Source organism: Dyella ginsengisoli (genome assembly GCF_044904665.1).
Lineage (GTDB): Bacteria > Pseudomonadota > Gammaproteobacteria > Xanthomonadales > Rhodanobacteraceae > Dyella_A > Dyella_A ginsengisoli.
Window position 1 is genome coordinate 471458 of the sequence record NZ_JADIKM010000002.1, and the last position, 13919, is coordinate 485376.

Below are 13919 nucleotides of genomic sequence, written 5' to 3' on the forward strand. Positions count from 1 at the left end.
CATGCCACGGCCCGGGCAGCGCCCGGGCCGTGGCCATCCGGTGCAAGCGCCCGCGCGCCCGCGCATACTCCGGAATGTGCAATCACGCACCTCGGGGAGAACTACCGGATGAAAGCAGCATTCGCCTTGCGGCCCCTGGCCGCTGTGCTCGCGCTCGGCCTGACGACCACCACCGCGACGGCCGCGCCGCCGCACGTGCCGATGCAGACCCGTGAACTGGGCGAGGCGATGGCCATGCTGCGCCACGCGATCAGCGTGCCCACCGTGAAGGGCAACCACCAGGTGCCTGCCCTGGCGGCCTACTTCGCCGACAAGTTCAAGGAAGGCGGCTTCGCCGCAGACGACATCCAGATCATCCCGGTCGGCGAGACCGCCGCCATGGCCGTCCGCTACCGCGGCACCGGGCACGGCAAGCCGATCTACCTGTCCGGCCATATGGACGTGGTGGCCGCGAAACGTGCCGACTGGACGCGCGATCCGTTCACCCTGATCCAGGAAAACGGCTACCTCTACGGCCGCGGCACGGCGGACATGAAGACCGCCGCGGTAGTGCTGGTGGAGACCCTGATCCGCCTCAAGCGTGAAGGCTTCACGCCGAGCCGCGACATCGTGCTGCTGCTGTCGGGCGACGAAGAAACCGACATGGCCACCACCCGCGAGCTGGCCAAGCGCTACCACGACGCCGAATTCCTGCTCAACGCCGACGCCGGCGGCGGCACGCTGGACCCGGCCAGCGGCAAGCCGGTGGTCTACCAGATCCAGGCCGCCGAAAAGACCTATGCGGACTTCCGCATCACCCTCACCTCGCCCGGCGGCCACTCCAGCGAACCGACCGCGGACAACGCCATCTACCGCCTGGCCAAGGTGATCGACCGCGTGGGCGGCTACGCCTTCCCGCCGATGATCAACGACATCACCCGCGCCTCGCTGCACGCCACCGGCGCCCACACGCCCGGCCCGCTGGGCGAAGCGATGACGCGTTACGCCGCCCATCCGGACGACGCTGCCGCAGCCGCCACCATCTCCGCCGATCCGGCCTACGTCGGGCAGATCCGCACCACCTGCGTGGCGACCATGCTCGACGGCGGCCACGCGCTCAACGCCCTGCCGCAGAGCGCCAGCGTCAACGTCAACTGCCGCATCTTCCCCGGCACCTCGGTGGCCAGCGTGCGTGACACCCTAACCAAGGTGATCGACGACCCCAGCGCCAGCATCACCGTGCTGCCGCCCCCGCCCGTGGAAAGCCCCGCCTCACCGCTGCGCCCGGACGTGATCGCCGCCGTCACCGACACCGTGCACGCGCGCTTCCCGGGCGTGGAGATCGCCCCCGGCATGTCCGCCGGCGCCTCCGACAGCATGTACTTCCGCAACGCCGGCGTACCCAGCTACGGCGTCGATGCCGCCTTCACCAAACCCGACGACACCTTCGCCCACGGCCTCAACGAAAAGCTGCCCGCCTCTGAAGTGGGCGCGGGGCTGGAGTTCTGGCACCGGGTGTTGATGCAGCTGACGAAATAAGCGGTAGCACGTTCACTATCGGTCGAAATTAATCGGCAGCCCGGAAACGATTTCCTGGCCTTTCAAGCTGTTTGGGGATCGTTTTATCGGCCATTTGCGACACTAACAGACACCGCACGACTGTAAAGAGTGATTGAGGCCACAGGCAAGCATTATGCGTTTCAATCAAATTCTCGTTGTCGATTCAATTCCCACGGGCGAAAGAAACACTGCACGTGAGCTGCATCAGGACGTTTGTCTGCGTGCGCGGTTGTTCGCGCCTGCACCGGAAGTCCTGTACCACCGTCTGGAGAGCCGCGGACAGCTTCTCGCATTACTTTCCGAGTTGGCTGCCGCGGCATCGGCTGCGGGAGATATTCCGGTACTCCACATTGAATGCCACGGAAACAACGATGGCTTGGAATTTGCGGATAAATCGTTCGCTACGTGGGCCGACATTAAAGAGCCACTGACGGCGCTTAATGTCGCAACGGGCATGAACCTGCTTGTAGTTGTTGCCGCATGTAATGGCAGCGCCATTACCAACACGCTTGGCCCCACGGATCGTGCGCCACTTCACGGGCTCATCGGACCAATTCGCTCTGTCTTACCGTCTGAATTGATGAGTGCCTACCTTGCGCTTTACGAGACGCTGCTACGCACACGAAGCGCACGGCTGGCGGTGGACGACATGCGTGCCACATCGCCAGATACGTTCGTCTATCGCCCAGCGCAGTGGTTTTTCCAGCATGTCTGGGATCAATACCAAGCAACACAAGAGACGCCAGAAGCTCGATTGGAGCGCGGACGAAAAATGGCGGCAAATCCCCCGGATGATTACGTTGGCCCACCCGTTCGGCCGGAGCAGTTCGCCCAACTTCTGGCCGACAAAAACCGGGAATTCTTCGATAAGTACCGACGCATTTTCTTCCTTTGTGATCTTTTCCCCGAGCACGAGACCCGGTTTCCGGTGAATTACGTAGTCGCTGAGTGACAGGCCCTACCGAACTGCCATTCACACACCCGGAAAAATGGCGGTCCCAACATGAGCTCTGGCAATTGATTTTTCCGCGAGCGCGCCATCCGGGCGCACCAGGTGCGCGCCAGGATAGCGCGCCGCTCTACCCGGGGCCCCTGTGCGGCGGTGAGGCGGGGTCGACAGGCCCCGAAGGGGGAATCGGCAGGATGCCGATTCCTTTTCGCAAGCACAGGGATGTGCTGTCGAAAAGCCCGGCCCCGGCTCACGGACTTGCCGGGCATGGATGCCCGGCAAGCGCCAAGCGGGGTGGCCTTTCTCTTTGGTTACTTTCTCTTTGGCCACGCAAAGAGAAAGTGACTCGGGGGCCGAAGGGGCACGAAGGCTCTTCCGCTCTTCGCTCTGCGCACACACAGCAAACTGCATAAGAGCGCCCCCTCACCCCAGCCCTCTCCCCCGGCGCTGCCAGGGGAGAGGGAGCTCAGCGCGCTGAGGGAGAGGTGGCGGCATGGGGCCCAACTACCCATCCAAGCTACAATTACCGGTTCGCGCTCAAGCCGACCCGCTCCCCATGTCCACGCACCTCGACGAAACCCGCCGCCGCCGTACCTTCGCCATCGTCAGCCACCCTGACGCGGGCAAGACCACGCTGACCGAGAAGCTGCTGCTGTTCGGCGGCGCGATCCAGATGGCCGGCTCGGTGAAGGGGCGCAAGGCGGCGCGCCACGCCACCTCCGACTGGATGGCGCTGGAGAAGGAGCGCGGCATCTCGGTGACCTCGTCGGTGATGCAGTTCCCGTACGAGGGCAAGATCGTCAACCTGCTCGACACCCCGGGCCACGCGGACTTCTCCGAAGACACCTACCGCGTGCTCACCGCGGTGGACTCGGCGCTGATGGTGATCGACTGCGCCAAGGGCGTGGAGGAGCGCACGATCAAGCTGATGGAGGTGTGCCGCCTGCGCGACACGCCGATCATGACCTTCATCAACAAGCTCGACCGCGAAGGCCGCTCGCCGATCGAGCTGATGGACGAGGTGGAGTCGGTGCTGGGCATCGCCTGCGCCCCGGTGACCTGGCCGATCGGCATGGGCAAGCGCCTGAAGGGCGTGTACCACCTGGTGCTGGACGAAGTGCACGTGTTCGAGCCGGGCAAGAACTTCACCCGGCAGGACTCGACCATCTTCAAGGGCCTCGATGCGCCGGGCCTGGAAGCAGCCGTGGGCGTCGAGGCGCTGGCCGAGCTGCGCGAGGAGCTGGAGCTGGTGCAGGGCGCCGCGCCGTCGTTCGATCTGGGCGACTACCTGGCGGGCAAGCTGACGCCGGTGTTCTTCGGCTCGGCGGTGAACAACTTCGGCGTGCAGCTGCTGCTGGATTTCTTCGTGGAGCACGCGCCCTCGCCGCGCCCGCGCGGCACGCTCACGCGCACCATCGACCCGGAGGAAGAGAAGCTCACCGGTTTCGTGTTCAAGATCCAGGCGAACATGGACCCGGCGCATCGCGACCGCGTGGCGTTCATGCGCGTGTGCTCGGGCACCTACACCGCCGGCATGAAGATGCTGCAGACGCGCACCGGCAAGGAAGTGCGCATCGCCAACGCGCTGACCTTCATGGCCTCCGACCGCGAGATCGTGGAAACCGCCTACCCCGGTGACGTGATCGGGCTGCACAACCACGGCACCATCACCATCGGCGACACCTTCACCGAGGGCGAGCCGGTGAGCTTCACCGGCATCCCCAACTTTGCGCCGGAGCTGTTCCGCCGCGCGCGGCTGCGCGATCCGCTGAAGATGAAGGCGCTGCAGAAGGGCCTGGCGCAGCTGTCCGAGGAAGGCGCCACGCAGTTCTTCCGCCCGCTGATGTCCAACGACCTGATCCTGGGCGCGGTCGGCGTGCTGCAGTTCGACGTGGTGGCCTACCGGCTGAAGGACGAATACAACGTCGACGCGACGTTCGAGCCGGTGAGCGTGGCCACCGCGCGCTGGGTGCACTGCGACGATGAGAAGAAGCTGGCCGAGTTCCGCGAGAAGAACGCGATGAACCTGGCGCTCGATGCCGCCGGCGAGCTGGTCTACATCGCGCCGACGCGGGTCAACCTGCAGCTGGCGCAGGAGCGTTCGCCGCAGGTGCGCTTCTCCGCCACGCGCGAGCACGCGGCCTCGGTCGAGCTCTGATCGCCGGCGGCGGCGCAGCGCGCCGCCGCCGGCCGCCCCGCCTACCGCGGCAGGCGGGCCACCGCTACTCTGGGCATCGCCACCGACCCGCCGGATCGTCCGGACGGGCGACGGCAGGGCTCCCCTCACGGCGCCCGGCGACCTCCCGGACCGTCATGACCGCACCCGCGCAAACCCGCCGCTACTCGTGGCTGGCCCACCAGCCGATCCAGCGCAAGATGCTGCTCGCCATCTCGCTGATGCTGGCCCTGTTCTTGATCGCCAACCTGGCCGGGCTCTATTCGCTGCGCCGGCAGGAGACCACGCGGGCGTGGGCCGCGCACAGCTACGCCGTGATGCTCAAGCTCGACGAAACCCGGCAGGACCTGCAGGCGAGTCAGATCGGCGCCCGCGGCTACCTGATCAACGGCGCGCCCGTCGAACTGCAAATGCACCTCGACGGCAACCGGGATGCCACCCAAAGCCTCGCCGACCTGCGCCGGCTGACCGCCGACAACGCGCTGCAGCAGGGCCGTCTGGACCGTCTGCAGACCCTGATGCAGAGCTGGCAGAGCCAGATCGACACCTGGGTGCTGCATCCGCTCGACAAGCTGAAGTCCCGCGATCCGTCCGAGCGTGCGCTGGCGCGCGTGCAGGCGCAGGACGACTACATGAGCCACCGCACGATCCGGATGGACGAGCTGACCGACCTGATCGACCAGATGGCCGACACCGAACGGCAGCTGCTGGCGCAGCGCGAGCAGGCCCTGCAGAACGTGTTGACGACCACCCGGGTCATCGAGATCGGCTCGGCTTTGCTGAGCCTCTTGCTGGGCCTGGCCACGCTCAGCATCACCGCGCGCATGGTGACCCGCCCGCTGCGCCGCATGACCGACCTGATGACGCGACTGGCCAACCACGACCACACCATCGAAGTGCGGCAGGTGGACCGTCGCGACGAGATCGGCCAGATCGCCAACGCGCTGCACGTGTTCAAGCAGATGGCGATCGACACCGCCGCGCAGACCCGGCTCAAGACGCAGCTGGCCGAGCTGTCGCAGCGGCTGCAGGAAGTGAATGACCATCGCGCTTTCGGCGCGCAGGTCACCAGCGAGCTGGCGCCGCTGATGGGCGCGGGCGTGGCGATGTTCTACGCCTTCGACGAGGGCCGCCAGCGGCTCGACCTGCTCGGCAGCTACGGCCTGCGCCTGGCCGCGCGGCCCAGCGACCGCTTCGTGCCGGGCGAGGGGCTGGCCGGCCAGTGCGCGCTGGAGCGGCGCGCGATCGTGGTGGACCAGGTGCCGGACGACTACGTGCAGATCGATTCGGCCACCGGCGCGGCATCGCCCCGCCACGTGGTGATCCGCCCGGTGATGGCGCACCACACCCTGGTCGGCGTACTGGAGCTGGCCAGCTTCGCGCCGCTCGATGCGCTGCAGACCCAGCTGCTGGACGAGGCGCTGCCGCTGGTGGCGCTCACGCTGGAAAACCTCAACCGCGCCATCAGCACGCAGGACCTGCTGGAGCAGACGCAGGAGCAGGCCGACGAGCTGCGCGCCTCCGAAGAGGCGCTGCGCCGCCAGCAGCAGACCCTGCGCGATACCAACGAGGCGCTGCAGGCCAAGACCGTGGAGCTGGAGGAGCAGTCGCAGCGGCTCACTGCCTCGGAGGAGGAGCTGCGCGTGCAGGCCGAGGAGCTGCAGGCCAGCAACGAGGAGCTGCGCGAGAAAACCGAACACCTCAACCGCCAGCGCGAAGTGCTGGAGGACCTGCAGCGCGACACCGAGCTGAAGGCCGACGAGCTGGCGCGCGCCAGCCAGTACAAGAGCGACTTCCTCGCCAACATGTCGCACGAGCTGCGCACGCCGCTGAACAGCCTGTTGATCCTGTCGCGCAGCCTGGCCGACAACGAGAGCGGCAACCTCGACGAGGAGCAGGTCGAATCGGCACGCATCATCCACGACGCCGGCTCCAACCTGCTGCGGCTGATCAACGACATCCTCGACCTGTCCAAGATCGAGGCCGGCAAGATGGAGCTGATGGTCGACGCGCTGCCGCTGACCAAGCTGGAGCAGATCCTCAAGCGCACCTTCAACCACGTGGCGCAGCAGCGCGGGCTGTCGTTCGACATCACGCTGGCGCCCGACCTGCCGCCGGCGATCCACACCGACGGCGCGCGGCTGGAACAGGTGATCAACAACCTGCTCAGCAATGCGTTCAAGTTCACCGCCAGGGGCGGCGTGAGCGTGGCGATCGGACGGCCGGCCGATCCGGGCGCGGTGCCCGAGGCGCTGCGCGGCCAGTCGGCGATCGCCATTGCCGTGCGCGACAGCGGCATCGGCATTCCCGCGGACAAGCTGCACCGCGTGTTCGCCGCGTTCGAGCAGGTGGACGCCGGCACCAGCCGGCAATACGGCGGCACCGGCCTGGGCCTGGCGATCTCGCGGCGCATGGCCGAGCTGCTGGGCGGCGACCTCACCCTCGCCAGCGTGGCCGGCGACGGCAGCACCTTCACGCTGTGGCTGCCCGAGGCGATCCATGCACCGACGACCACCGGAGCGACGGTCGACCACGACGCCTCGGCGCGACCCGTCGCCACGCCGCGCGAGGCATCGACGGCGGCCAGCCCCGGGCTGCTGCCCAGAAGCATCCCGGACGACCGCGATGCGATCGTCGCGGGCGACACCGTGATCCTGGTGATCGAGGACGACGCCTCGTTCGCGCGCATCCTGGCCGAGATGATCCGACGCAAGGGCCACCGCGTGCTGGCCGCCGGCGACGGCGAATCGGGCCTGCAGCTGGCGCGCCAGCATCGCCCCACCGGCATCCTGCTCGACGTCAGCCTGCCCGGCATGGACGGCTGGAGCGTGATCGAGCGACTGAAGGCCGACGAGGCCACGCGGCAGATCCCGGTGCACTTCATCTCGGCCACCGACGAGGCCTCGCGCGGGCGCGAGCTGGGCGCGGTGGGCTTTCTCACCAAGCCGGTGAGCCGCGAGGCGATCACCGCCGCGTTCGACCGCCTGCTGCACTTTGCCGAAGGCGCCACGCGCCAGCTGCTGATCGTGGACGACGACGCCTCCTCGCGCGCCGCCGTGCGCAGCATGCTGCGCGGCGACAACGTGCAGATCGCCGAAGCCGGCTCGGCGGAGGAGGCATTCGCCCTCACCCGCGACACCCGCTTCGACTGCATCGTGCTGGACCTGGGCCTGCCCGGCATGTCCGGACTGGAACTGCTCGAGCAGCTGGCCGGCTCCGAGGGCGGCGTGCCGCCGGTGGTGATCTATTCCGGACGCGACCTCAGCCGCGAGGAGAACCTCAAGCTGCGCCAGTACACCGACGCCATCGTGGTCAAGGGTGTGCGCTCGCCCGAGCGGCTGCTCGACGAAGTGAGCCTGTTCCTGCACTCGATCCGCCACGCGCCCAGGCGCACCCTGCGCGAGTCGGACAGGGGTGGCGAACTGAAGGGCCGCAAGGTGCTGCTGGTGGACGACGACATGCGCAACCTGTTCGCGCTGTCCAAGGTGCTGCGCGGCTGGGGCCTGGCGGTGACGATGGCGCAGGACGGCTACAAGGCGCTCAAGGCGCTGGAAGACGACCCGGCGCTGGAGCTGGTGCTGATGGACATCATGATGCCGGGCATGGACGGCTACGACACCATGCGCGCGATTCGCGCCCAGCAGGCGTTCTCGAACCTGCCGATCATCGCGCTCACCGCCAAGGCGATGCGCGGCGATCGCGAGAAATGCCTGGACGCCGGCGCCAGCGACTACCTCTCCAAACCCATCGACATCGACCGACTCGCCTCGATGCTGCACGTCTGGCTGCACGACTGACCCCATGGCCGACACCCCTGCCCCCGCCGACGACATCGAACGCATCGAACTGAGCCTGTTCGTGCAGGCCCTGCGCGAGCGCTACGGCTACGACTTCGCCGGCTACGCGCCGGCCTCGCTGGCGCGCCGCGTGCGCCAGCTGGTGCGCGACCACCGTACCGACACGGTGAGCGCGCTCACCGGCCGGCTGCTGCATGAGCCGGACTTCCTGCCGCAGGTGCTGCAGGGCCTGTCGGTGCCGGTGTCGGACATGTTCCGCGACCCGCCGGTGTTCCGCGCGCTGCGCGACCGCGTACTGCCGGTGCTCGCTTCCTACCCGCGCATCAACATCTGGCAGGCCGGCTGCGCGCACGGGCAGGAGGTGTACTCGCTGGCGATCCTGCTGGAGGAAGCCGGCCTGTACGACCGCTGCCAGATCTACGCCACCGACTTCAACGAGCAGGCGCTGGAGCACGCGCGCGAGGGCATCTATGCGGCCAGCGAAGCGCCGCAGTGGTCGCGCAACTACCAGGCCGCCGGCGGCCTGCACTCGCTCACCGACTACACCAGCGCGCGCTACCAGTTCATCAAGCTCGACGACCGGCTGCGCCGCAACGTCACCTTCGCCCAGCACAACCTGGTGGCCGACGGGGTGTTCTGCGAGGCGCACCTGGTGCTGTGCCGCAACGTGCTGATCTATTTTTCCAATGCGCTGCAGAACCGCACGCTGGGCCTGTTCCGCGACAGCCTGGTACGCGACGGCTTCCTCTGCCTGGGCATGCGCGAGAACCTGGACTTCGCGCCCGTCGCGGCGGACTTCATGCCGGTGGATCCGGCGCTGCGGCTGTATCGCCGCGCGCGCGGCGGGTCGACCACCGGCGCATGAGCGCCGTGCAGGCCATCGTGATCGGCGGCTCCGCCGGCGGCTTCAGCGCGCTGCAGCGGCTGCTGGCCGGACTCGATGCGCGGCTGCCCGCGGCTGTGATCGTGTGCTGCCACATCGGCGCCGACAGCGATGCTGCCTTGTTCGCCCAGCTGCTGGGCACGCACTGCAGCCTGCCGGTGACCGCCGCGCGCGAGCGCGCGCCCATCCTCGGCGGTACGGTGCACGTGGCGCCGGGCGGCTATCATCTACTGCTGGAACGCGATCGCCATTTCGCGCTCAGCGTCGATCCGCCGGTGAGCTTCGCCCGCCCTTCGATCGACGTGCTGTTCGACTGCGCCGCCGAGGTCTACGGACCACACGCGATCGGCGTGGTGCTCACCGGAGCGAATGCCGACGGTGCCGAGGGACTGCGCCGGATGCGCGAGCGCGGAGCCACGGCGGTCGTGCAGGATCCGGCCACGGCCGAGGCGGCGCGGATGCCGCAGGCGGCGCTGGATCGCGCCGGAGCCGATCACTGTCTGGCGCTGGACGCGATCCCCGCGCTGCTCAACCGCCTTTGCCTTGCGTGAACACGATGCAGCCGAAAATCCTGGTGGTCGACGACACCTACGCCAACCTGGTGGCCATGCGCCGCCTGCTCGCCCACTGCGGCGCCGAGCTGCACGAGGCGCACAACGGCAACGAGGCGCTGGCGCTGTGCCTGGATCACGAGTTCGCACTGATCCTGCTCGACGTGAACATGCCCGACATGGACGGCTTCGAGGTAGCGGCGCTGCTGGGCGAGACGGAGGAGATGCGCGACACCCCGATCATCTTCGTCACCGCCGCCTATGCCGACGACCTCAACAAGCTCAAAGGCTATCGCTCCGGCGCCGTCGACTACATCGCCAAGCCGATCAACGACGTGATCCTGCAGTCGAAGGTGCGCGTGTTCCTGGAGCTGTACAACGCGCGGATGGAGCTGCAGGCGACGCTGGCCGAGCTGTCCGAGCGCAACCGCCAGCTGCAGGTCGAGGTGGCCGAGCGCCAGCGCGCCGAGGCGCTGGTGCGCCATCAGGCCACTCACGACGTGCTCACCGGACTGCCCAACCGGGCGCTGTTCCACGAGCGGCTGAACGCCGCGATGCGCGGCGCCCGCTCCAGCGACAGGCGCTTCGCGCTGGCGCTGCTGGACATCGACGGCTTCAAGGCGGTGAACGACAGCTGCGGCCATCCGACCGGCGACGCGCTGCTGCAGGCGATCGCTGCGCGCCTCGCCGCCGAGGTGCGCCAGAACGACACCGTCGCCCGCCTTGGCGGCGACGAGTTCGCGCTGATCCTGGAGGACATCGGCAACGACGGCATGCTGCTCGACCGCTGCCGCCAGATCGGCAGCCTGCTGGCGCAGCCTTATCCGCTGCGCGGACGCGACGGCGATGTCGTGGCGAACGTGAGCGCGAGCATCGGCATCGCTCTGCGTGCCGGCGACAGCCAGAGCGACGAGCAGCTGATCCAGGTGGCCGACCGCGCGCTCTACCAGGCCAAGGCGGCCGGCAAGAACCGTTGCGTGCTGGGGCACGCGCCGCACTGAAGCCTCAGGGGCGCGTACGCGGCGATACCCACATCTGTACGGTGGCCTCGAACACCGCTTCGCCGCCCGCATCGACGATGCGCACGGCCACCGGCCACTCGTAACCGCTTGCAGCCTGCGGCGCCGGTGCGATGCTGCTGGCCACGGCATGCAGGGTACCCACGGCCTTCTTCAGGTAAGACACCTGCATGCCCTTGGGAATCCAGCGCATGCCGGGCGCCACGGTGACGTCTGTCATCACGCCTGCGCTCAGCTCGGCCATGTTGCACAGCGCGATCGCGTGCACGGTGCCAAGGTGATTGTGCACGCGCCGATGGTCGCGGATGCGCAGTTCGCAGCGGCCGGGCTCCAGCGCCACGAAGCGCGGCGCGATGGTGGCGAAATATGGCGCCTTCAGGCACACCGCCCGCGAAAACAACCAGTGGCCGAGCGGCCAGCGGGTGATCCGGCGGTACAGCGCAAGCACGTTGGAGGACATGACGATCTCCGGATAAACGAACAGCGGCCGGATGGCCGCTGTTCGATCACTGCGATGGCAACGCTCAGGCCGCGTCGGCCAGACCCTTGGCGACCGGTTCGCCGCGCACCACGGCGGCGCGCAGTTCCTTCGGATCGAAGTCGTCGACCGAGATGAACTCGAAGCTGGCATCGCGCACGCGCTTGAGCAACGCCGCCTCGCTCTCGGTGATGGCGCCGGCCTTCACCGCTTCCAGCAGCTGCGCGTCGTACCCGTGCGAGACGAACTGGCCGGACTTCTGCGCCTTCTGGAACTTGCGCTCCACCGGCTCGGCCGCGATCACCTCCGGCAGCAGCGCGCACATGCGGCCCACCGTGTTGTTGGCCGTGGGAGTGAGATACGTCCACTCGGTGAGGCGATCGCGCGCCTCGCCCGGCGCCGTGATCAGCGCCGCGACGCGACGGCCCAGTCGATCGGACGGCGGCACTTCGCGACGGCCGAACGGAAACACCAGCACGCGCAGCAGCCAGCCCACCGGGCGCACCGGGAAGTTGCGGATCGCGCCGTCCAGCGCCATCTGCATGCGCCACACGCACTCGTGGAAGGCCCAGGCCAGCAGCGGACGATCCGCCTCGGGGCGGCCGGTGTCCTCGTAGCGCTTGAGCATGGCGCTGGCGATGTAGAGGTAGCTGAGCACGTCGCCCAGTCGCGCGGAGAGCTTTTCCTTGAACTTCAGCTTGCCGCCAAGCACGCCCATGAACACGTCCGCGCACAGCGCCAGCGCCGCCGAGTAGCGGTTGAGCTTGCGGTAGTAGCGGCGCGTGTAGGCATCGCCCGCGGCGTCGCCGATGGCCGAACCGGTGATGCCCAGCGTGAAGGCGCGCACCGCATTGGAGAAGCCGAAGCCGATGTGGCCGAACAGCGCGCGGTCGAACGCCTTGAGGCGATCGCCGTAGTCGGGAATCGACAGCGACTGCATTTCCTTCAGCACGTACGGGTGGCAGCGGATCGCGCCCTGGCCGAAGATCATCAGGCTGCGCGTCATGATGTTCGCGCCTTCCACCGTGATCGCGATCGGCACGCCCTGCCAGGCGCGACCGGCGTAGTTCTTCGGACCCAGCTGCACGCCCTTGCCGCCGTGCACGTCCATGCAGTCGCCGGCAATGATGCGACCCCACTCGGTGGCGTGGTACTTGGCGATCGCCGAGGGCACTGCCGGCTTCTCGCCACGATCCACCGCCGCAGCCGTGGCACGCGACAGCGCGGCAGTCGCGTAGGTCAGGCCACCGATACGCGCCAGCGCTTCCTCGACACCCTCGAAGCGGGCGATCGACAGGCCGAACTGCTTGCGCATGCGGGCGTAGGCACCAGTGGCGGCCACCGCCATGCGCACGCCGCCGGTGGCGTTGGACGGCAGCGAGATCGCGCGACCGACCGACAGGCATTCCACCAGCATGCGCCAGCCGTGGCCGGCCATGTGCGGGCCGCCGATCAGCGTGGTGAGCGGCGCGAACACGTTCTTGCCGTGCACCGGGCCGTTCTGGAACGGGATGTTCAGCGGGAAGTGGCGACGACCGATTTCCAGCCCCGGCGTGGAGCGCGGCAGCAGCGCGAGCGTGATGCCGAGATCCTCCTTGTCGCCGAGCAGGTGCTCCGGGTCGTACATGCGGAAGGCTAGGCCGACGACCGTGGCGACGGGCGCCAGCGTGATGTAGCGCTTGTCGAAGGTGAGCTTCACGCCCAGCGTCTCGACCCCGTCGACCACCTGCTTGCAGACGATGCCGTAGTCGGTGAGCGAGGTGGCGTCCGAGCCGGCATACGGACCGGTCAGCGCGAAGCACGGAATCTCCTCGCCGACGGCCAAGCGCGGCAGGTAGTGGTTCTTCTGCTCCTCGCTGCCGTAATGCAGCAGCAGCTCGGCCGGGCCGAGCGAGTTGGGCACCGCCACGGTGGAGGCTACCGTGGCCGACATCGTCGCCAGCTTCTGCAGCACCGCCGAATGCGCCAGCGCGGAGAACTGCAGGCCGCCGTACTGCTTGGGAATGATCATGCCGAAGAATTTGTTCTTCTTGATGAACTCCCACACCGGCGGCGGCAGGTCGGCCAGCTCGTGGGTGATCTGCCAGTCGTCGATCATGCTGCACAGCTCCTCGACCGGGCCGTCGAGGAAGGCCTGCTCCTCCACGCTCAGCTCGGGCTTGGGCTGGCTGAGCAACTGGTGCCAGTCCGGCTTGCCGGAAAACAGCTCACCCTCGAAACCGACCGTGCCCGCTTCCAGCGCAGTCTGTTCGGTATCCGAAAGCTTGGGCGTGACCTTGGCGAAGATCTTCAGGAGCGGCGCGCTGATCTGGCGGCGCCGGAACGCCGGCATCAGCAGCGGCACGGCGATCGCCGCCTCGATGATCAGCAGGATCACCATGGTGACGGGCGCGCCGGCCAGCAGGCCGACTACCAGGGTGGTGACACCGGTGGCGATCGCCCACGTGCGCAGGCCGGTGCGATGGTAGGCGCAGGCGCCGGAGGCGATCAGCGCCGCCAGCAGGGTCAGTATCACGGACATCTCGAC

9 protein-coding genes are annotated in these 13919 nt (G+C 67.9%); 7 read left to right on the forward strand and 2 right to left on the reverse strand.

Features of this window, described 5'->3' with window-relative positions; translation table 11 throughout:
* Positions 1 to 108 precede the first annotated feature (108 nt).
* The 7 genes from ISP17_RS09055 (at position 109) to ISP17_RS09085 (ending at position 10896) form a co-directional block, all read left to right on the forward strand.
* Complete coding sequence (locus ISP17_RS09055; RefSeq protein ID WP_404632273.1) at positions 109 to 1518, forward strand: M20/M25/M40 family metallo-hydrolase; 1410 nt, start codon at positions 109 to 111, stop codon at positions 1516 to 1518.
* A gap of 154 nt (positions 1519 to 1672) precedes the next feature.
* On the forward strand, positions 1673 to 2491 hold the full coding sequence (locus tag ISP17_RS09060) for a hypothetical protein (protein ID WP_404632275.1): 819 nt from the start codon (positions 1673 to 1675) through the stop codon (positions 2489 to 2491).
* A gap of 553 nt (positions 2492 to 3044) precedes the next feature.
* On the forward strand, positions 3045 to 4646 hold the full coding sequence (locus ISP17_RS09065) for a peptide chain release factor 3 (RefSeq protein WP_404632277.1): 1602 nt from the start codon (positions 3045 to 3047) through the stop codon (positions 4644 to 4646).
* 155 nt (positions 4647 to 4801) lie between these two features.
* Positions 4802 to 8461: a response regulator gene (locus ISP17_RS09070; RefSeq protein ID WP_404632279.1), complete on the forward strand. Its 3660-nt coding sequence runs from the start codon at positions 4802 to 4804 to the stop codon at positions 8459 to 8461.
* A gap of 4 nt (positions 8462 to 8465) precedes the next feature.
* Entirely contained in the window at positions 8466 to 9326 is an 861-nt protein-coding gene (locus ISP17_RS09075) for a CheR family methyltransferase (RefSeq protein ID WP_404632281.1), read from the forward strand.
* Positions 9323 to 9895 carry a chemotaxis protein CheB gene (locus ISP17_RS09080; protein WP_404632283.1) on the forward strand — a complete coding sequence of 191 codons (573 nt, stop codon included), beginning with the start codon at positions 9323 to 9325 and terminating at the stop codon, positions 9893 to 9895. The genes ISP17_RS09075 and ISP17_RS09080 overlap by 4 nt, the downstream gene beginning before the upstream one ends.
* Positions 9896 to 9900: 5 nt before the next feature.
* Complete coding sequence (locus ISP17_RS09085) at positions 9901 to 10896, forward strand: diguanylate cyclase domain-containing protein (protein WP_404632285.1); 996 nt, start codon at positions 9901 to 9903, stop codon at positions 10894 to 10896.
* A 4-nt stretch (positions 10897 to 10900) separates the two neighbouring features.
* On the opposite strand, the gene ISP17_RS09090 is transcribed toward ISP17_RS09085, so the two are convergent.
* The gene (locus tag ISP17_RS09090; protein ID WP_404632287.1) at positions 10901 to 11374 is read right to left on the reverse strand and encodes a hotdog fold domain-containing protein; all 474 of its coding nucleotides are present in this window, start codon (positions 11372 to 11374) and stop codon (positions 10901 to 10903) included.
* A 64-nt stretch (positions 11375 to 11438) separates the two neighbouring features.
* The gene (locus ISP17_RS09095; RefSeq protein ID WP_404632289.1) at positions 11439 to 13913 is read right to left on the reverse strand and encodes an acyl-CoA dehydrogenase; all 2475 of its coding nucleotides are present in this window, start codon (positions 13911 to 13913) and stop codon (positions 11439 to 11441) included.
* Positions 13914 to 13919 lie beyond the last annotated feature (6 nt).